This is a genomic window from Candidatus Paceibacterota bacterium, from assembly GCA_035452965.1.
Taxonomy (GTDB): domain Bacteria; phylum Verrucomicrobiota; class Verrucomicrobiia; order Limisphaerales; family UBA8199; genus UBA8199.
In genome coordinates, this window is record DAOTCE010000026.1 from 53,080 (window position 1) to 72,054 (window position 18,975).

General features: G+C 61.4%; 13 protein-coding genes. 3 read left to right on the forward strand and 10 right to left on the reverse strand.

The genetic code is table 11. The annotated features are described in order from the left end of the window. The first annotated feature begins 95 nt into the window (after nucleotides 1-95). Together P5205_16805 and P5205_16810 are read left to right on the forward strand one after the other, a co-directional pair. A complete protein-coding gene (locus P5205_16805; protein ID HSA12023.1) occupies nucleotides 96-977 on the forward strand; it encodes a prepilin-type N-terminal cleavage/methylation domain-containing protein in 882 nt (293 codons plus the stop codon). 207 nt (nucleotides 978-1,184) lie between these two features. Next, nucleotides 1,185-1,922 carry a sugar phosphate isomerase/epimerase family protein gene (locus tag P5205_16810; GenBank protein HSA12024.1) on the forward strand — a complete coding sequence of 246 codons (738 nt, stop codon included), beginning with the start codon at nucleotides 1,185-1,187 and terminating at the stop codon, nucleotides 1,920-1,922. A gap of 32 nt (nucleotides 1,923-1,954) precedes the next feature. On the opposite strand, the gene smc is transcribed toward P5205_16810, so the two are convergent. Next, on the reverse strand, nucleotides 1,955-5,755 hold the full coding sequence (gene smc / locus P5205_16815) for a chromosome segregation protein SMC (GenBank protein HSA12025.1): 3,801 nt from the start codon (nucleotides 5,753-5,755) through the stop codon (nucleotides 1,955-1,957). Between the two features lie 259 nt (nucleotides 5,756-6,014). Between smc and P5205_16820 the strand changes: the two genes are divergently transcribed. Beyond that, nucleotides 6,015-7,613, forward strand: a complete 1,599-nt coding sequence (locus tag P5205_16820) for a family 10 glycosylhydrolase (GenBank protein ID HSA12026.1) — start codon at nucleotides 6,015-6,017, stop codon at nucleotides 7,611-7,613. A 32-nt stretch (nucleotides 7,614-7,645) separates the two neighbouring features. Here P5205_16820 and P5205_16825 read toward each other — a convergent pair whose 3' ends face one another. The 9 genes from P5205_16825 to P5205_16865 all read right to left on the reverse strand — a co-directional run bounded on the left by P5205_16825 (nucleotide 7,646) and on the right by P5205_16865 (nucleotide 18,773). Beyond that, on the reverse strand, nucleotides 7,646-8,224 hold the full coding sequence (locus P5205_16825) for a hypothetical protein (protein ID HSA12027.1): 579 nt from the start codon (nucleotides 8,222-8,224) through the stop codon (nucleotides 7,646-7,648). A gap of 495 nt (nucleotides 8,225-8,719) precedes the next feature. After that, nucleotides 8,720-9,397, reverse strand: a complete 678-nt coding sequence (locus P5205_16830; protein HSA12028.1) for a response regulator transcription factor — start codon at nucleotides 9,395-9,397, stop codon at nucleotides 8,720-8,722. Next, nucleotides 9,394-10,593, reverse strand: a complete 1,200-nt coding sequence (locus P5205_16835; protein ID HSA12029.1) for a response regulator — start codon at nucleotides 10,591-10,593, stop codon at nucleotides 9,394-9,396. Before P5205_16835 ends, P5205_16830 begins: the two co-directional genes overlap by 4 nt. Nucleotides 10,594-10,743: 150 nt before the next feature. After that, a complete protein-coding gene (locus tag P5205_16840; protein HSA12030.1) occupies nucleotides 10,744-11,205 on the reverse strand; it encodes a response regulator in 462 nt (153 codons plus the stop codon). Continuing rightward, nucleotides 11,202-12,599 carry a hybrid sensor histidine kinase/response regulator gene (locus tag P5205_16845; GenBank protein HSA12031.1) on the reverse strand — a complete coding sequence of 466 codons (1,398 nt, stop codon included), beginning with the start codon at nucleotides 12,597-12,599 and terminating at the stop codon, nucleotides 11,202-11,204. Before P5205_16845 ends, P5205_16840 begins: the two co-directional genes overlap by 4 nt. A 74-nt stretch (nucleotides 12,600-12,673) precedes the next feature. Beyond that, entirely contained in the window at nucleotides 12,674-13,132 is a 459-nt protein-coding gene (locus tag P5205_16850) for a response regulator (protein ID HSA12032.1), read from the reverse strand. A gap of 131 nt (nucleotides 13,133-13,263) precedes the next feature. After that, nucleotides 13,264-13,503 carry a hypothetical protein gene (locus tag P5205_16855; GenBank protein HSA12033.1) on the reverse strand — a complete coding sequence of 80 codons (240 nt, stop codon included), beginning with the start codon at nucleotides 13,501-13,503 and terminating at the stop codon, nucleotides 13,264-13,266. Between the two features lie 201 nt (nucleotides 13,504-13,704). Continuing rightward, entirely contained in the window at nucleotides 13,705-17,607 is a 3,903-nt protein-coding gene (locus P5205_16860; GenBank protein HSA12034.1) for a PAS domain S-box protein, read from the reverse strand. Between the two features lie 65 nt (nucleotides 17,608-17,672). After that, on the reverse strand, nucleotides 17,673-18,773 hold the full coding sequence (locus P5205_16865) for a PAS domain-containing protein (GenBank protein HSA12035.1): 1,101 nt from the start codon (nucleotides 18,771-18,773) through the stop codon (nucleotides 17,673-17,675). Nucleotides 18,774-18,975 lie beyond the last annotated feature (202 nt).

Genomic DNA, 18,975 nt, shown 5'->3' on the forward strand with positions numbered 1-18,975 from the left:
GCGCGCGCGTACTGCTTGACCGTTGGCCCGCCAGCGGAATATTCTGGCAGTACAAGTCACTGAAGCTGCGTCTGATACCAGACCAATTACTTGCCATGAATAAAACGGTGGCAGTCAGGAATCCGGAGCGGCCATCCCCACAGACACGTTCAGCTTTCACCCTTATCGAGTTGCTCGTTGTGATCGCGATCATTGCCATCCTGGCAGCGCTGCTGCTCCCCGCACTGAACCGGGCCAAGCTCCGCGCCCAGGGTGTTTGGTGCATGAACAACACCCGCCAACTCATGCTCGCCTGGCAACTTTATGCCAGCGATCACGCCGATTGGCTGCCCCCCAACGAAGACAATGGCGCCACGGGAAACTGGTGCGGTGGGGTAATGAATTTCGACGGCGGCAATATCGCCAACTACACCATCTCATTTCTCATTGATCCCAAATACGGGAAGCTGGGGCCCTACAGCAAGGCCCCGGGCCTTTACAAGTGCCCCGCCGATCGCAGCGCCGTGAGCATGGGCGGCCAGACCTTCAACCGGGTCCGCAGTGTTGCCATGAGCCAGTCCGTCGGCACGATGCTCAATCCTCCCCTCCGCCCCGTCGTAGGCCCCTGGCTCGGCGGCGATAACGGCAGTCCTTCACCCGCTTGGCGCACATACGGCAAACTGACGGACATCGTGCGGCCGACGCCCGATTTGCTCTGGGTCGTGATTGACGAACATCCCGACAGCATCAACGATGCCGGCCTGGCCGTCGAATGTGCCTTGACCAATGCTGAGGCCAAGATCATTGACTACCCCGCCAGCTTCCATGCCAGTGCCGCCGGGATCGCTTTCGCCGACGGCCACTCCGAAATCCACAAGTGGAAAGACTCACGCACCATGCCGGCCGTCAAATACGACAATACACTTCCGCTCAACGTCTCCTCACCCAACAATCCCGACGTCGCGTGGTTGCAGATACGAACCTCCGCACTCAAATAGCCCGCGCCTTGTCATTGCATAGATCACAAGTGACCCTTACCATTCCGAGCCATGAAATTGAATCGCCGTGAATTCCTGACTGCTTCCGCTATAACCGGGTTTTTAGGTGGCCTCCCCTTGACGGCTCGGGCATTCACTTTACCCGATCCACCCCGCAAAGCACGGCTCCGCCTGTCATGCCAGGAGGGCGTGGCTCCCGGTCACTCCTTGACAGAGAAACTTGATTTTCTGGAACAACTCGAGTTTGAAGGCCTGGAAGTGGGTGGTGGTGGCCTGGCCAAACGCGTCGAGGAACTGCAAAAGGCGCTTCAAGGCCGCAAGATCAAGGTCAGCGCCATATGCGCCGGATTCAAGGGGGTGCTCATCTCTGAGCAGGAAGAGGTCCGCCAAACAGCAGTGGCGAGTATGAAGGAAATCATCACAGCCGCCGGCGCGCTCGGCTCCACCGGCATGATCATCGTCCCGGCCTTCCACAACCAGACCAAAATGGGCCACCAGGAGTCGCGCGAACTGCTGGTCAAGCTCTTGTCCGAACTGGGAGACCATGCCCAAAAGGCCGGCACACGGGTGCTGCTCGAACCGCTCAACCGCCGCGAGTGCCACTTCTTGCGCCAGGTTGCCGACGGCGCGGCCATTTGCCGCGACGTCAACAATCCCGGCATCGCCCTCATGGGCGATTTCTGGCACATGACCTGGGAAGAGACAAGCGACATGGCGGCCTTCATCGCCGCCGGCAAATACCTGCACCACGTCCACATTGCCAGCCGCAAAAACCGCAAGATGCCGGGAGAGGATGATGGTGACAATTACGTGGACGGCTTCAAGGGGCTTAAGCTCATCGGTTACCAGGACTTCGTGAGCTTCGAGTGCGGTTGCAAGGGTGACCCCGCGAAGGCCCTTCCCGCTGCCACCAAGCTGCTGCGCGAACAGTGGGAATCGGCTTAATGCCAGCGCGTCACCCAGGCGCCGCGCCCACCCTACTTCGCCATCACCATTTCAAGGGTGTCGTCCCGCTTCTGTGGCGCATCCTGTTCGGACTCGACCGAAGGGGTGGCCGTTGGCCCTTCCAGGGTCGTCGCCGGGGCCCCGGTCACCGCTTCGTTAGTCTTGTGGAATTTGACACTGACAATCTTGCTCACGCCGTGCTCCTGCATCGTGATGCCGTAGAGCACATCTGCCATGCCGATAGTCCGTTTGTTGTGCGTGATGATGATGAACTGTGAGCGCGTCAGGAAACGCTGCAACAGCCGAACAAACCGGTTGATGTTGGATTCGTCCAGCGGCGCGTCCAACTCGTCCAGCACGCAAAAGGGGCTGGGTTTGACCTGGTAAATAGAGAATAGCAGCGCCACAGCGGTCATCGTCTGCTCGCCGCCGGACAGGAGCGAAATGGTCTGCAGTTGCTTGCCCGGCGGCCGCGCCACAATATCAATACCGCTTTCGAGCAGGTCGTTCTCGTCCATCAACAGCAGATCGGCCTTACCGCCGCCGAATACCTCGACAAACATTGCACGGAAGCACTCCCGGATGCGCTCGAAGGTGTCGCGGAACATCTCGCGCGTCTGCACGTTGATGCGGTTGATCACTTCGAGCAACTGCGCCTTGGCCTGGACAAGGTCGTCATGCTGCTGACTGAGGAATTGGTAGCGCTGCTCGGTCTCCTCATATTCCTCGATGGCGACCAGGTTCACCGGTCCCATTTCCTCGATCCGCTGCTGCAATGATTCAACCTGCTGCGCCACGGTACTCCAATCGGTCGCCGCACCGGCGGCGGCCATTTCGTCCGGCGTCATCACATGCACTTTGGCCGGACCTTCGTCGGCATAGGTGATGGTGATGCACTCGCTGCGAATACTATCGAGGCTGACGTGGTACTTCTGCTGCACCTGCTCGCGCAGGTTCTGCACCGCCATGTTCTTCTGCGCCAACTCGACCTCAAGGACGCCGCGCTGCTCCTGCAGAGTGGCCACACGCCGGCGTTGTTCGCGCAGCCCCTCCTCGCGCGAGGCGACACCTTCTTCCTGGCTTTGCCTTTGTGCCGCCAGCTCAGCCATCTGGGCGTTCACCAATTCGCGGTCATGCCGCTGGGATTCAATCAGCCCGCGCGATTCCTCAATCTCCGACTCCGCTTGCTCCTTGCGGTCCACGAAGGAGGCCATCTCGCTGCGTCGCTGCTCGATGACCTGCGTAAGTTCCCGAATGCGTTGCTCAAGCGATTGGCGCTGTTGCTGGAATGAGGCACACACCTGTTCTTCCGCGGCCAGTGCCACCCGGCTATCGGTCAGCGCAGTGTTGGCCACATCGCGCTGCTGGCGCGAATGTTCCAGTTGGACCGTCACCTCCGTGACCTGCGACTGGCTAGCCCGCTCGCGCGTCTCGGCCTCGCTGGCCTGGGCCATCAACCCCGCGCGCTTCCGCATCCCTTCCTGCTCCTGGGCCGCCAAGCTCTGGACCTCATAGACCACAGTGTCAATCTTCTGGTGCAGCAACCGCTCGGAATTCTGGAGCGCATTAAACTCACCCTCGCGGGTAGCGATAGCCACCTCCTGGGCGCGCAACTCGCATTGCGCCTGCTCCAGGCCGGCCTCCAGTTCGGTCTGCTCACTTTGCAGGGCGCCTCGGCGCCGACTGATCTCAGCCACCTGTTCCTGCAACTCGCTCAGCGCCAGGCTCAGCTCCGAGATCTGGTTCTTGCGGCCCAAAATCGACGCGGGCGCTTTGCCGTCTCCATTCCCATTACTGTAACCACCCGTGTAAACGCCGTGGCAGCTCAGAAGTTCACCAGCCACGGTGACATAGTGAAATCTACCGCCGCTCTCGCGCCACGCCGCCGTGGCCGCGTCCAGATCCCGCACCACCCGTGTGCTGCCGAGGAGGCGCTCCACGAGCGTACGCACAGAAATCTCGCACTCGACTATGGATATCGCGGGCACTGGTACGCCATTCAGTTCGGGACACGAAGAGCCCAACACCGGCGCCACCGGCACACCGGGATTCTCGATACCTCCATGACCGTTGCCAACGAACGCCAGTGGCGCGATGCTTGCCCGACCGCTCTTCTTCGCGCTGAGATCAGCTAGAATCTGGCGGGCGGTCTCCGGCTGCTCCGTCAACACCAACTGCAAATGATGTCCCAGGGCAGCTTCGATCGCAGTCACGTACTGATCGGGCACGCGAATTCTATCCGCCAGCGACCCGAGCACATGCTGCGACTGTTTGAGGGCCGCCAAGGGGCCCTCGCCATACCCCTCGTACTGGGCCTGCAACTGCTCCAGCACGTGGAGCCGGGAGCGCTTGCCCGCCTGCTGCTCCAGGGCCTGGTCCTGCTCTGCGGCTGCCCGCACCAACTCTTCCTGCAGCTCGCGCAAACGCTGCTGACGCCCGGCCACTGTGCCTCGTTGCGTCTGCACGTTGAGTTTAGCCGCGGCGACATTGGCCTGGAACTCGTGCAGATGGGCTTCCAGCCGCGTTCGCTCCTCTTCCAGTTGAATCTTCTCCGCCGACAGCTTCTCCAAACGCACCAGGTTGCCCTGCTTCTGCAAGTCGAGCGCGGTGATTTCATTGCGGAGCCGGGTTAAGTCCTGCGCGGCGGCGAACGCATTGGCTTGCGCTTGTCGCAAGGCTTCCTGCTGCTGGCGCAAATCCTCCTCCACCCGCCGCAGCGAATCCTGCCGGGCGGCCAGGGTTTGCCTATGTTGGTTCAGAGTGGCACCGCTGGCAGCGAGATGGTTGTTGGCAGTGGCAAGGTCCTGCTCCGCCGCGCGTCGCCGCTCTTCGGCCTGGGTCATATCCGCCATGGCCGCGGTATTCTGCGCGGCAAACTCTCGCAGGCGCTCCTCATTGAAATGAATCCGGCTCTCGTGCCGGTCAATCTCGCTTTTGAGTTCCAGCCCACGCTGCTGCTTGCCGCTGATTGCGTGCTCCAATTCCGACAGCCGGTTGCGCAGTTGCGCCATCTCGTCCTCACAACGCAGGACGCTGGCGGAATTGGACTCAATTTCGTCGCGGAGGTTTCCAGCCGCAGCCTGGCGTTCGGAGATTTCGACCTGCAACTGGTCGAACTTATGACGAGCGAGTTGGGTATCGAGGTGCTGCAAGTCGGCCGCAAGTTGCTTGTAGCGGCGTGCCTTGCCCGCCTGACGCTGGAGAGAGCCAATCTGGCGCTTGACCTCCCGCACCAAATCGGCGACGCGCAGCAGGTTCTGGTCGGTGTATTCCAGCTTGCGCAGAGCCTCCTTCTTTTGCGCCTTGTACTTGGTGATCCCGGCCGCCTCCTCGAAGATCATCCGCCGGTCTTCCGGCTTGCTGGAGAGAATCTGTGTGATGTTGCCCTGGGCCATGATGCTGTAGCTGGTGCGGCCCACGCCAGTGCCCATGAAGAACTGTTGGATGTCTTTCAGCCGGCATGGCGTCTTATTGATGAAATACTCGCTGCCACCATCGCGAAAGACCCGGCGGGTAATGGTCACCTCGTTGTATGACATTTCCACGCCGGCCGCGGTAAGATGCTCCTCATCCACCCCGCCAATCGTCAGTGAGACCTCCGCCATGCCCAAAGGCTTGCGGTTGTCAGTCCCGTTGAAGATAACGTCGGCCATCTCCCCGCCGCGCAGGGCTTTGGCGGATTGCTCGCCCAGTACCCAACGGATAGCGTCCGAGATGTTCGACTTACCACACCCATTGGGGCCAACGACGGCCGTCACACCGGGCTGGAAGTTCAGCGCAGTCTTATCCGCAAAGGACTTAAAACCCAGCACCGTTAAGTTCTTCAGATACATGATCTTGGTAAAGACAATCAAACCTGTCCTGCCTAGTAAAGCCCAAAAACCACAATATACAGGGCTCAGTTATTGTCGGAGCACAACTAATTGGTGAGGAACCGAGATTTGTATTGTGCCGTTAACCGCTGCTAAGTGCCCTTTATCCCAACATGACTAGCGTACTTCTACTATCGCCTCCGCAGCCTGGCAACAACTTTCTGCAATGAACTTTGCCCTCGTCTCGCCACTACTTAAGGCATAATCTACCCGCCGATACATGACCTCGACCATCACAATCCCTGATCCAATGATGACTCCGCCTCCAGCCAACCCTCCCGTTCTCTCGGGACGCCACCCAACGCACCTGCGCCTCGCCAGCGCGATGGTTGCGATCGTGGCTGCCTTTGCCTCCCAGGCCGGGAACTCTCAGCCTCCAAAAATTAATCCGCCCTCACCGGTGAGGGAATTCCGCGCTGCCTGGGTCGCGACCGTCGGGAACATAGACTGGCCTTCCCGCAAGACTCTGACCACGCAGGAACAGAAGGTCGAGCTACTTGCGATTCTGGATCGGGCCGTGCAACTCAAGCTGAACGCCATCATTTTCCAAGTCAGGCCAGCCTGCGACGCGATGTATGCCTCCCGCATCGAGCCATGGTCGGAGTACTTGACCGGCACCATGGGCAAAGCGCCAGAGCCTTTCTATGATCCACTGGCTTTCGCCGTCGAGGAGGCGCACAAGCGCGGCTTGGAACTGCACGCGTGGTTCAATCCATATAGGGCACGGCTGCGCGCCACCAGCTCACCCGCCTCGGCGAACCATGTGAGCAAGACCCGTCCGCAGCTCGTTCGGCAATACGGAGAACTCCTTTGGCTCGATCCGGGTGATAAAGCGGTGCAGGAGTACTCGCTAAGCGTTGTGATGGATGTCGTCAAGCGCTACGACGTAGATGGGGCGCACTTTGACGACTACTTCTATCCGTACAAAGTCAAGGATGGTTCCGGCCAAGACCTGGACTTCCCCGACGATTCGAGTTGGCAGCGCTTTGGAGCCGGCGGCATGCTGAGCCGTGCCGACTGGCGGCGTGAAAACGTCAACGTATTCATTCAGCGCGTCTATCAATCTATCAAAGCGGCAAAACCCTGGGTCAAGTTTGGGGTTAGTCCGTTCGGCATTTGGCGCCCGAACAATCCGCCCCAAATCAAGGGGTTCGACGCTTATGCCTCGCTCTATGCCGATTCGCGGAAATGGCTGGTGAACGGATGGGTTGACTACTTCGTGCCTCAGCTTTACTGGGCAATTGAACCGCCGGAACAGAGCTTCCCTGTCCTGCTGCGATGGTGGGCCGAGCAGAACACCAAAGGCAGAACCCTTTGCCCTGGCATAAACTCCACCAAAGTGGGGGGCCGGTCGCAATCCCGGCGCGGGTGGGAGCCGGAGGAAATCGTCAAGCAGATCCGGCTCAGCCGCACCCAGCACGGCGTAAGCGGCCACGTTCACTGGAATATGAAGAGCCTCATGCGCAATGCCGCGTTTGACGAGCAACTCCAACGGGAGGTCTATCAGCAACCAGCTCTAATGCCGCCGTCTCCCTGGCTTGGCCGGGCCCAACCGGCCATGCCGAAGCTCACTATAGCTAAAATGCGGTCGGGTTCGCCGCCACGCATCAACTGGACGCCGGGCGGTCAGGGAACGGTTTGGCTCTGGCTTTTGCAGACGCAAACGCGGGGCGAGTGGACGACGGAAATTCTGCCCGGCAAGCAGACCTCTCGTTCCTGGAATGGCTCATTGCCGAATGTCGTGGCGGTTTCCGCGGTCAACCGCAATGGCGAAACCAGTTCGCCGAGTGTGCTTCAAACGTCAGGTAACACCAGATGACCGTCGAGCGCTGGGCGTCCCGGCGGGGAGGGTTACTCGCGCATTGCACGGTGCAAGCCCGCACCAGGGAGCACACCCGCCCAAGCGGCGAGTGGTTCTACCTTGGCCAATACAGGGAGCGCGAAGGGTTCCTCCGGAAGCTTGCGTTCCCGGGGAAGAAAATCCATGCCGGCTTTGCGCGCAACGCTTTCCAGAAAGCGGCGGGTCAGGCCGGACTGAGCGTCAGGCTGCACCGGCACGGCGATCAGCGCGACCAAGGCGCTGGTCCGCGTCAGACGGTGTGGCAGCCATTCATCCACCCACAAGTACAGGCTCAACGGCAATTCCGCTGCGTCCCGGAGGGAAACAATCAGCACATCCGCCCGCATTGCCGCCCGCCCTGCAGCTGCCAGGGCGTCGGGGTGCGCTAAGTCGTTGACCCGCCAGGATTTGCTGGAGATTCCGCCGCTGCCAATTAATTGCTCCACACGAGCCCACAAGTCCATCGCCCAGTGGTGAGTAAGGTGATCCTGGTAGATAACAACAACATTCAGCGCGGGCTCAGGACCATTAGCGGTTGCGGCGGTGGAATCCAATTGGGAATCCGGTTCCAATAGCAGTTTTTGCTGCATGTTGCTCAAGGGTTGAAGTTATAGATCTGTTTCCGCCGGCACCTGTGCCGCAGCCAAATAACGTCGATCACGGCCTGTTCCCCGGTCATGGCGGGAAGCGTCAGACGGGAACGGTTATCTCGAACAAATCCGGCGTTTCGGATGAGCCAACCGCCTCCCTTCATCGGAAGGCCGCTCCGAAACGCCGGATCCCCGACTACCGCACCTCACGCTTTACTCCCGCACTTGCATTAACCACATATCCGCAACTCATGCTCTCTCTTGCTACGTGTCTGCCTGGGCTGCTTTCAGCCAAACCGTTCACTGTTCCCACCGTTCTCCCGGCGCTCGTTAGAAATCACACGCACAATAGGGCACTACACTCTGGAACGCATAGTCGGGAAAAGCGGAGAACCTATGTCGGGGAGTTCCCTGACAAACCTGTGGTCCTACTGTATGCATCCGTCCTTGGAGAACCGCGGCTCATGCGCGGCGCGGACGTCCCCGCAGCGCGGCTTACTGGAAAGGCTGGACGAACGAGTGATCTTCATTCAACCACCCTTGCCGCAATGCATATTGCACCATTTCCGTCCGGCTGCGCAGGCCCAGCTTTTCGCCGATGCGGACGCGGTAAGTCTCCACGGTCTTAATGCTCAAGCCAAGGTTGCCGGCAATCTCCTTGTTGCTGTAGCCCCAAGCCAGCAAGATGAGCACTTCCCGCTCGCGCTCGCTCAGGTCGGCTGCTGGAAGGCCATTCTTGCCGGACGGTTCTCTGGCGTGGCCGCGCAGGGCTTTGTTGGCCACCGTCGGGTCGAAGTGCAGTGCGCCGCCCGCCACGGCACGGATGGCCCGGATCAGGTCATCGCCCGCCGAGCGTTTGAGCACGTAGCCAACGGCACCCGCCTTGCACAACTGCAGCAAATAACTGGCGTCCTCGTGAACCGTCAGGGCAACTACTTTGACGGACGGTTGTTCCGCTTTGAGCCGTTCGGTTGCCTGCAAGCCGTTGAGCTTCGGCATCGAAAGGTCCATGACCACCACGTCAGGTTTGAGCTCGCACGCCTTCTCGATCGCTTCCTTGCCATCAGCGGCCTCTCCCACCACACGCATATCGCGCTGGCTGTCAATCAGCAGCCGCAGGCCATCCCGAACAACCTCATGATCGTCGGCTAAAAGGACACGGGTCTTCTTCATAACATAGGCGCCAGCGGCAGCCGCACGAATACTGTGGTGCCGGCGCCCGGGTTTGACTCGATCTCGACCGAGCCGCCGACCAGTCTGGCCCGCTCTTGCATCCCCAACAAGCCCAACTTCCCCTCGGTCGGGGAAGCGTTAAAGAGGGCCGCCGCCTCGAAGCCCTTGCCATCGTCCTCAATGATCAGCGATACGTGGTCGCCACGGCGTTCGAGCAAGACACTGACGCGGCGGGCGTCGGCGTGGCGGAAGACGTTGGTAAGTGCCTCGCGCGTGATCCGGTAAAGGGCGGTCTCCAGCTCCGGCGCCAGCCGGCTCCCGGTCGTGCCGCGGCTGTGGAAGTCCACCGGCACTCCGCTGAGTCCCGCCCATTCATCCGCGTAACGGCGAAGCGCCATCTCCAGGCCGAAATCGTCAAGGGCGGCCGGCCTCAACTCCCAAGCCAGGCGATGAATATCCCGCATCAGACTGTCAGCAAGTAGTTCGAGTTGGGCGGCGCTCTGGAGCTGTGAGGGCGGGCACGAATATCCTTTGCGAACGACCTGGAGACCCAGCTTAAGCGCGGTGAGATCCTGCCCCAGGCGGTCGTGCAATTCGCGCGAGATGCGCCCGCGTTCAGTCTCCTCGGCTGCCGCCAACCGACGCAGCACCTCGCGGTGAGCTGCCTCAGCGCGCTCGCGCCGGGCAATTTCTCCCTGCAAGGCCCGGTTGGCCTCCGACAGCTCACCTGTCCGCTGCCGTACGCGCACGTCAAGTTGATCCCGCTCCCGCTGTAAATTGGCTTCCGCCTGCCTAAGCGCCGTTTCGGCGCACTTTCGCTCGATGGCGTAACGAATCGCCCGGGTCGTTTGACGCCCATAGGCCTGCCCCTTGATCAGGTAATCCTGAATGCCGTGCCGCACCGCCTCGAGCCCCGCTTCTTCATCCGCCTGTCCTGTCAGCACCACAATAGGCAGCTCGGGCGCCTGGGCGCGCGCCCGCACAAACGTCTCCCGCCCCGCGCTGTCCGGCAGGGTGAGGTCCAGCAGCATGACATCGTAAGCCTTGGTCTTCAATTGGGCGACTGCATCCGCCCAACTTTCGGTGTGCGTGAAACTGAATCCGCCGCCCCCGTCCTGAAGCAAGGATTCCTGCAACAAGGCGGCGTCAGACGGGCTGTCTTCCACCAGAAGAACTTTTACGGTGGACGGTTCCATAGTTCGTGCCCTTCATACCATTCTTCGGCACGGAAGTCAGCCTCCATTATTGCCTACGCCGGGACGCGAGTGACACATTCTCGCAAAGGTTGCGTCGTTTTTCCCGGGCTCGTTAACAGGACGGCCGCAGGAGAAGTCGCGGTGGCGAATTCACGATGGGTCAATCGGCCCGTGCAGGCGGGGAGAATACTGGTTGTGCAGCAGCCAGAAGTCACGCAGAGCCAGGACTTTGGATTTCAGTTCCTCCAGCGAACTGGGCTTTACCATGTAGGCGTTGGCGCCCACGTCATACGCCCGAGTGACGTCATCAGGCCGGCTAGAGGAGGTAAACACCACCACCGGCAGGCTCCGCAATAACGGCTGTTGTCGAATCCAATCCAGGACCTCGAAGCCCGACCAGTAAGGCAGGTTCAGGTCCAGCAGCACCAGCCCGGGAAAGGGATACAGTCGGCGGTCAGTGAACGGTGCGTTGCCGGCGAGGTAATCCTTGGCCGCTTTGCCGTCGGTGACAGTTTTGACTAGATTTGTGATGCCCGCCCGGCTCAGCACGTGCTGGAGCAACAGGACGTCTGTCTCCTCGTCCTCGACATACAGAATTACAAGCGAGTTCATTTGGCGGCTTCCTTCAGCTCCACCCAGAACCGACTGCCCCGGCCTGGCTCGGACTCCAGCCCGACGCGCCCGCCCATTTTCTCGACGGCCTTGCGCACCACCGTCAACCCCACTCCGGTCCCGTCCCTGCTCGTGTCCAGGCGCTGGAACATCTTGAAGATGCGTTCCTGGGCCTCTTTAGGGATGCCGACGCCATTGTCTGAGAACCAAAACCGGACGTGGGGTGCGCCTTTGGCGGCTTGCGGCGCAGGCGCGAGCTCGGCTGTTGCTTTCGACCCTTTGCCTTGCGCCTTCGCCGCTTCGGCCCAGATACGCACCTGCGGTCGCTTGCCCGGGGCGACAAACTTGATCGCGTTGCCCAAGAGGTTTGAAAAACACTGCGTGAGGGCTGCTTCGTTACCCAGCACGAGCGGCAAGGGTTCCTCAATCGCAATTCCCACTTGCGGCGGCTGAAAAGCCGGATAAGTCTCTATGATGCCGCGCAGCAGCGCCCCGACGTCCACGGGCGCCAATTGTAAATCGCTGCGTGTCAGCCGGCTGTACTGCAGCACGTCCTGGATCAGCTTGTCCATGCGGGCCGCCGCGGTAATGATGCGCTCAATGTGCTCCTGCGCGGCGGGTCGGCCGCATGCCAGGCAATCCTCCTGGAGAATCTGGGCGAAAGACCGGATAGCACGCAGCGGCGCCCGCAAGTCGTGCGTGATACTGTGCGAGAAATCCTCCAGGTCGCCGATCGTCTCCGCCAAGGAAACCGTTCGCCTGGCAACCTGGCGTTCCAGCTCCAGGTTCCATTCCCGCAATTGTTGTTCGCTCTGCCGCAAGGCCTCCTGGGTGCGGTTAAGCGCTTCTTCGGTTTGCTTGCGCTCGATGGCATAGCGAATGGCCCGAACCGTTTGCCGTGCATCGGCCTGGTTTTTGACCAGATAATCTTGCACCCCGTGGCGCACGGCTTCAAGCCCAACGGCTTCGTCAACCTGGCCCGTCAGGACTACAATCGGCAGGTGGGGAACTTTGGCCCGCACCTGCAAGAACGTTTCGCTGCCCATAATGTCCGGCAGAGACAGGTCCAGCAGCAGCACATCAAATGGCTTATCATGGAGGCAGTCAACAGCCTCCGCCCAGCTTTCGACGTGGGTGAAGTCAAATCCATTGATTCCGGCCACGGTCAACCCCTCCAACAACAGCGAAGCGTCGGACGGGCTATCTTCCACCAGCAGAACCTTTACGGGAAGCGGGTCCACGGTCAGCCAGGGAAAAGGCAGTTGAGGGTTGTGATTGGGGTTCCCAATTCCCAAACGACTGTGGGCTGCGCTTGTCCCAGGGCGTTTCCCTTCGTGCAGGCATAGCGCCCGAAGCGTCCGCGGATAGCCGCACTCCAGGACGGTGGCGCGCATCCCGACAGGCTCGGGAAACGCGGCGTATCAGAAAAGAACCAGAGCGGGGAGAACCGACACATCGGGGACTTCCTCTAGCCGCCGGCGCGCGGTGCAGGGGGCAAGGTCACCACGAACAGCCAAAACGACTCAATCGTCCGCACCACGTCCAGGAACTGGTTGAAATCCACCGGTTTGGTGATGTAGCAATTGGCGTTCAACTGGTAGGCCCGCAGGATGTCCTGCTCTGCGCGCGAGGTGGTCAGCACCACAATAGGAATGGTCTTCAGACCATCATCGGCTTTAATCTCAGTCAGCACCTCCCGCCCGTCTTTGCGCGGCAGGTTCAGGTCCAGCATGATCAGGTCGGGACGGGGTGCCTGGGTATAAGGCGCTTCGCGGCGCAAAAACTGCATCGCCTCCACGCCGTCCTCGACCACGCTTACATGGTTGCGCACCTTGAAGTCCTTCAACGCCTCGAGGGTCAAGTCCGTATCGCTCGGGCTGTCTTCTACGAGCAGGATTTCGATAGGGCGGGCCCCATTTTTGGTCATAGGGTTGCTACTCCCGGTTTGCCATGGTTCATGTGGTCGCCTGATCTTTACCACACTTAGAGGGCGAGGAAAAGCAAAAAGTGGTTCTCGGCCGCCGCTGAACTTGATCAGGGGCTTGCTTCCGTGGCGCTTTACGAACTGGACATATCCGCCCACGGCCCGCCGCGGTATCGGCACGCCGTGGCCCTGCCAGGGAGGCTGCGCCAGCCTGCGGCCAAAGAGCCGAGGGGCCGACTGGCCCCCATCTGGTTGTTGGTTTGGGGGTTGAGGGGCTGAACACGGGCGCGCTGGACGGTGCCCTGACGGCCCCGCTGATAGACGATGTTGCCGACTGCGCCAACAAGGTCTGTAGGGAACAGTTTGAGTGCCATATCTGACTAGGGGATGGGGTGAGAGCGGCACCGAGACGGCCAAGTGACGGCCACTAGACGGCCAACCCCCGGCCACGCGATGGCCGGGACCCGGAAGGGGCCCCGCCCAGACGCGGCTTTAGGGCGGGCTGTCCGGCCTGCTTCTGAGATGCAGGCTGGTGACAGAATGATGCTCCTTACAGGGACTATCTCAAAGATGGGCTACCCTGGGGTGGCCGGCAGGGAGAAGTAGAACGTCGCCCCCAGCCCGGGCTGGGACTCAACCCAGATGGCGCCACCATGGCGTTCAACAATCCGTTTGCAGACGGCCAAACCGATGCCGGTTCCGGAATATTGCTTGCGGGTGTGCAAACGCTGGAAGAGCTGGAAGATCCTCTCAGAATAGGCTGGCGCAATGCCGATGCCGTTATCGCGCACAGAGAAGAGCCAGCCGCCGTTTTGGGGCTGCGCGCTAATGTGAACCTTAGGCGGTTCGTCGCCCCGGAACTTGATCGCGTTGCCGATGAGGTTCTGAAAGACCTGCATAAACTGGGTGCCATCCACCGGCAGGGTGGGCAATGGATCGCGGGTGACCACCGCCTGGGCTGACTCGATGCTGTCATGCAGGTTGGCCAAGGCCTGCAGAAGCACGGTGTCGAGTTGGGTGGGACTGAACTGACCGCCGCGGGTGCCGACGCGGGAGAAGGCGAGCAGATCGTTGATGAGCCGCTCCATGCGCAGGGCGCCTTCAAACGCGCCGGTAATGTACTCCCGGGCCTTGGCATCCATGTGTTGTGCCATGCGCCGTTCGACCAGCTTAATGTAGCCGCCCACCGCGCGCAACGGCTCCTGCAGGTCGTGCGAGGCGACGTAAGCAAATTGCTCCAGGTCGCGGTTGGAGCGCTGCAGCTCCTCGGCGGTCTGCTGCAGGCGGGCATTGGCGTTGGTGAGTTCCCCGGTGCGCTGGGCGACAAGAACTTCAAGTTCGTCGCGGTGCCGGGCCAGTTCGGCTTCGGTTTGGAACCGGTGCACCGCCTCGCCGATCAGGGGTGTCATCGTCTCGAGGAACTCGATCGCCGCCGGCGGGAACTGTCCCGGGCGGCGGTCGGCCAGTTGGATGGCTCCAATCGCTCTATCCCGATAGCGGATCGGTATGATTGCCAGGGAGGCAAAGCCGAACTTCGTGCAGTTGCCGCGGTAGAGCGCCTGCTGCTCGGGTGTCAAACTTTTGTGATGGGCAATGGTGTCGTCCCAGCGGTAAGACCCGCCAGGAGTCAGCAGGCGACGGTCCGGCTGCTCGAAAGCGAGCGAGAGGGCGCGGACACAGCAGCAGTTATCCCGCTTGAGCGACAGCCGGTTCTCTCTTTCAACGAACTCCGGCTCGAAGCCGGCCCAGGCCGCGAAAGGGATCTCGCCCTGCTCATCGGCAATGCGAATGCCCAGGGCCTGGCAGCCGGTCCACTGCCGAACAACCTCCAGGACGGAGTTGAGATAGTCACGGGCGGAAGTCTTTTGCGCAAAGAGCGCCAGCAGTCCGCTGGTGAAGTCGCGCCGCCGTTCGGCGAGTTTGCGGTCGGTAATGTCGCGCGCGGCGGCGAACACGCCCTGCACTTCCCCGGCTTCGTTGAGGTACACGGTGGCGTTGTAGAGCACATCGATCGTGCGGCCGGAGAGGTGGCGCATCGTCAGCGGGTAGTCCCGGACCAAGCCCTCGGCCAACACCTTCCGGTATCCCGCCTCGGCGTTGGCCGGTTCAGTGAAGTAGCTGGAGAAGTCGCTGCCGACCAAGAGGTCACGCGCGACGCCCGTTGCCAGCTCGGTCGCCTCGTTCACGTCGGTGATTTTGCCTTCCGGACTGATGGTGACCAGCGGGTCGAGGCTGGCCTCGATCAGGCTGCGGGCATATCGGGAAGCGGCGCGCAGCTCGGCCGTGCGGTCAGCCACACGCTGTTCCAACTCTTCGTTGACCTTTCGGAGCTCGGCCTGCGCGCGCTGCCGTTCCATCGCGATGGCCACCAGGTCCGTCACCGCTTTCATCAGCGACAGTTCCTCGTCGGAGAACCGCGCGCGGGTGCGTGTGCCGAAAGAGAGCGTGCCTAGCACCCGGCCGCCGGCCATGAGCGGATGACAGGCATAGGCTTGGACGCCATAGGCTCTCACCAGCTCCGTACGCGGGTCGGGCGAGTGCTGAACGTCCTGGGCGACAATGCGGCAGGCGTCGCGGGCCGCGCAGCCGCAAACGGCGCTGCCGTAATCCAGCCATTCAATCTTCCGGGCTTCCGCGCCAGGGATCCCGGCGCTGGCGTTCAAATGCAGCCGCACCTTCCCGCTCGCCCCGGCGGTTTCCGCCACGAGGTAGTTGAAGAAGAGCTGGCAGTCGAGGAAGGCCATCACGTTGCGGCACAGGTTCTCGACGATGGTCTGAGGCGAATCCGTCGAGAGCAGCCGGCTGGCGGCCTGAGCGAGCAACTCGGAGCGGCGTTCCGCCCGCTTGCGCTCGGTGATGTCCCGGACGGCGGTATGACGCAGCTCCGGCCGGGAAGGGTGGCTGGGCCGGCCATGGGCCTCGATCGTGATGGACGAGCCGTCGAGGCGAAGCATCCGGTGTTCGATCACGCTCTCCTGTCTGCTGCGGACGTTCGCCATCACGCGCTGGCGGTCGTCAGGCGCGACAAGATCCTCAATGCTGGCGCCGATCAGCTCCTGCACGCTCCGACCGATCATCTCGGCGAACTGCTCGTTGCAGTCCAGGATGCGGCCGCGCTCGCTCAGGACGATCCCTTCGAAGGTGGCCGCCGCGAAGGCGGCGAGCCGTGCCTGGCTCTCCCGGAGCGCCTCTTGCGCTTGCTTCTCGGCTGTAACCTCGTGATTGGCGCCAATGAATCGAGTCGCTTGGCGCTCGGCCCCCTCCCCCTCGAAATAGACACGTCCGTGGGAAGCGACCCAGTGAACCGACCCATCGGACCAGACGACGCGGAATTCGATGTGATAGGCGCCGCCGTCCCGACCGGCGAGAGCTTCTTGTACGGCCTTGTCCACAGCGGCGCGGTCTTCGGGATGAATCCGGCCAACAGCCGCGGCATAACTGACATGGTCGGATTGCGCCATGCCCCACATCTCACGACAGCGTTCGTCCCAAAAGACCTCTCCGCTCTGGAATTGGTAATCCCAAGTGCCCAAGTCGGCCGCTTCGAGAGCCAGTCGCCGCTGCTCCGCCGCTTTGCGCAGCCCAGCGTTGGCCTCTTCAGCCTGCCTCCGGGCCTCGAGGGCGTCCTCCATCAGGTTCAGGGCGGCCCGGCGCGACTCTTGCAAGGTAAGGTTAGTGGCTTGAAGCTGCGCTGCTGATGAACGAAGCTGCTGTTCGGCCTGCTTGCGCTCGGTCAGGTCAGAGACAAAGGTGTAATAGTACTCCAATTTATCCCCCGCTGCTTGCGATAGGTGAACCAGGAGCTCGACCGGCACCCGGCGGCCATCCTTGCGGATGTATTCCTTCTCGTAGCGAACCGGCTGGCCGGTGCGATGGAGTTCCTCGAGTTTCGGCCGTTCCACTTCGAGCCATTCGGGCGGTGTGAGCGTGTGGGTCCAATCCATCGCACGCAGTTCATCCGCCGTATAGCCGGTAAGCTCCGCGTAAGCACGGTTGACCAGCCCGATCCGCCCCCCGGGATAACCGACCACGAACGGTTGCGAAGCGCGCTCCAGCACGGCAGCCAGGAATTCCCTCTGCTGCCGTGTTTCGCGCAGGGCCTGGTCCCGGTCGAAGGCGGCTGCCTTGACGCGGGCACGACGAAGCAGCTCGGCCACCGTGCACATCAGCAGGAGGTTGCCCAGGAAGAGGCCGAGGCTTATGACCTCCATCGTATTCCCGAGTTTGAAGCCGACCGGGGGAAGAATCCAGAAATCCACAACCCCGGCGGCCGCCACACTGGCCAGGAGCCCTGGTCCGAGCCCTGCCAAGAGGGCTACCAGGATCACACCTGGATAGAAGGTGATAAATGGAGACTGGCCGGGGCCGACCCATTGTTCGAGCGTTCGATGCCACCCAAAGCAGATGGCCACAGCGACCAGCGCGGCCCCATAGCGAACGGCCCAGGAGTTGCGGGAGATCAGTGACTTACGGGGCATGACGGGAGGGCGAACGGGCAGCAGAGAACGTTGGCGGCGATTGGAGGGGCGTCACTGCGATGGTCTCAGGCTGAAGGATGCTTTGGCTCATCGTTACCCTCGGTGTGGTAGCGTGGCGGCTGGCCAAGCTGGGCGCAAAGGGCGTTGACCTCTTCTTTCAATTCAAGCATGCGCAGTTCGCGCCCTACCATCGCCTTGTTGAAGCGGGTCAGTTCCTCATTGGCAGCCTGGACTTTTTCGGCGTGTCGCCGAATCTCATCCTGGGCCTGCTTGAGCCGGCTGATGTCCAGGTTAATGCCGGCCCAACAGAGCAACCTGCCCTGTTCGTCGCGCACCGGCACGCCCCGCGCCAGCACCGGGTGCCATTGGCCGTCCACCCCGCGAAAGCGGTGTTCCCGGTCCCACGAGACCCCAGTGCGCACGCACTCCTTCCATGCGGCTATCGTGCCAGCGGAGTCCTCGGGATTCAACACGTCTCCCCAGCCAAAATTGGAGCACTGCTCCTGGGTTAGCCCGACCAGCTTCAGGAATGACGGGCTGGCGTAGATGTTGCGGCCGTCGGGTTCGCAGACCCAAATTCCATAGTCAATGCTCTCGCCGATGGCACGGTAAAGCTGCTCGCTGCGCTGCAAAGCGGCCTCGGCCCCAGTGCGCGCAGCAATTTCAGCCTCAAGTTGGGCCGTGCGCTCCTTGACCAGGTCCTCGAGGTGCTCGCGGTGCCGGATCAACTCGGCCTGAGCTTTGTTGCGCTCAGTGATATCCAGACCCACCTCCATAATGAGCCTGGAACCGTCCGCATCGGTGAAGGGAAAGTCGTAAATGTCATAGTTGCGAGCATCCGGTCCGGTCCACTCCCAGCGCAACGGGGTGCTGGTCTTGAGCACTTTATACGTCTCGCAAACCTCACAGGGCTCGTTCCGGTTGAAGAGGTACTCATAGCAGCGCCGCCCCCCGGACTTGCCGAAGCGCTCTTCGAAGAAGCGGTTGGCAAAAGCGACGTGATAATCCGGGGTCAACAGAATCACGTAGGCCGGCAGCAAATTCAGCACGTCATTCAACCGCTGCTGCTCAGCGTGCGCAAGTTGCGGCGCGCGCTGGGTTTCGGTGGGTCCTTGGTTCCCGCATTCTCCAAAGTCCGGGGTTGGACTGGACTTCGATTTTAGCATAGCTGTCTTTGTATATACCAACCGCGACTGTTGGCCGGCATCGTTAGAGACTGGCAACGGTTGAGGGCAAGTCCGTCGGCCCGCCATGAGCAACTATAGCAAAGCCCCAAGCGCAACGTCAATCAGAATCCACAAGAACAGGAGCGCCCTGAATCCTTAGCGAAGCACACTTTGCCGCTCAGCAATGTGGGGAACGGAGCGA

What these genes read in the sequence shown, in the direction of transcription:
- P5205_16805 (HSA12023.1), top strand. Translation starts at nt 96, where the DNA reads ATGAATAAAACGGTGGCAGTCAGGAATCCGGAGCGGCCATCCCCACAG.
- smc (HSA12025.1), bottom strand. Translation starts at nt 5,755, where the DNA reads ATGTATCTGAAGAACTTAACGGTGCTGGGTTTTAAGTCCTTTGCGGAT.
- P5205_16820 (HSA12026.1), top strand. Translation starts at nt 6,015, where the DNA reads ATGACCTCGACCATCACAATCCCTGATCCAATGATGACTCCGCCTCCA.
- P5205_16825 (HSA12027.1), bottom strand. Translation starts at nt 8,224, where the DNA reads ATGCAGCAAAAACTGCTATTGGAACCGGATTCCCAATTGGATTCCACC.
- P5205_16830 (HSA12028.1), bottom strand. Translation starts at nt 9,397, where the DNA reads ATGAAGAAGACCCGTGTCCTTTTAGCCGACGATCATGAGGTTGTTCGG.
- P5205_16835 (HSA12029.1), bottom strand. Translation starts at nt 10,593, where the DNA reads ATGGAACCGTCCACCGTAAAAGTTCTTCTGGTGGAAGACAGCCCGTCT.
- P5205_16840 (HSA12030.1), bottom strand. Translation starts at nt 11,205, where the DNA reads ATGAACTCGCTTGTAATTCTGTATGTCGAGGACGAGGAGACAGACGTC.
- P5205_16845 (HSA12031.1), bottom strand. Translation starts at nt 12,599, where the DNA reads ATGCGCGCCACCGTCCTGGAGTGCGGCTATCCGCGGACGCTTCGGGCG.
- P5205_16850 (HSA12032.1), bottom strand. Translation starts at nt 13,132, where the DNA reads ATGACCAAAAATGGGGCCCGCCCTATCGAAATCCTGCTCGTAGAAGAC.
- P5205_16855 (HSA12033.1), bottom strand. Translation starts at nt 13,503, where the DNA reads ATGGCACTCAAACTGTTCCCTACAGACCTTGTTGGCGCAGTCGGCAAC.
- P5205_16860 (HSA12034.1), bottom strand. Translation starts at nt 17,607, where the DNA reads ATGCCCCGTAAGTCACTGATCTCCCGCAACTCCTGGGCCGTTCGCTAT.
- P5205_16865 (HSA12035.1), bottom strand. Translation starts at nt 18,773, where the DNA reads ATGCTAAAATCGAAGTCCAGTCCAACCCCGGACTTTGGAGAATGCGGG.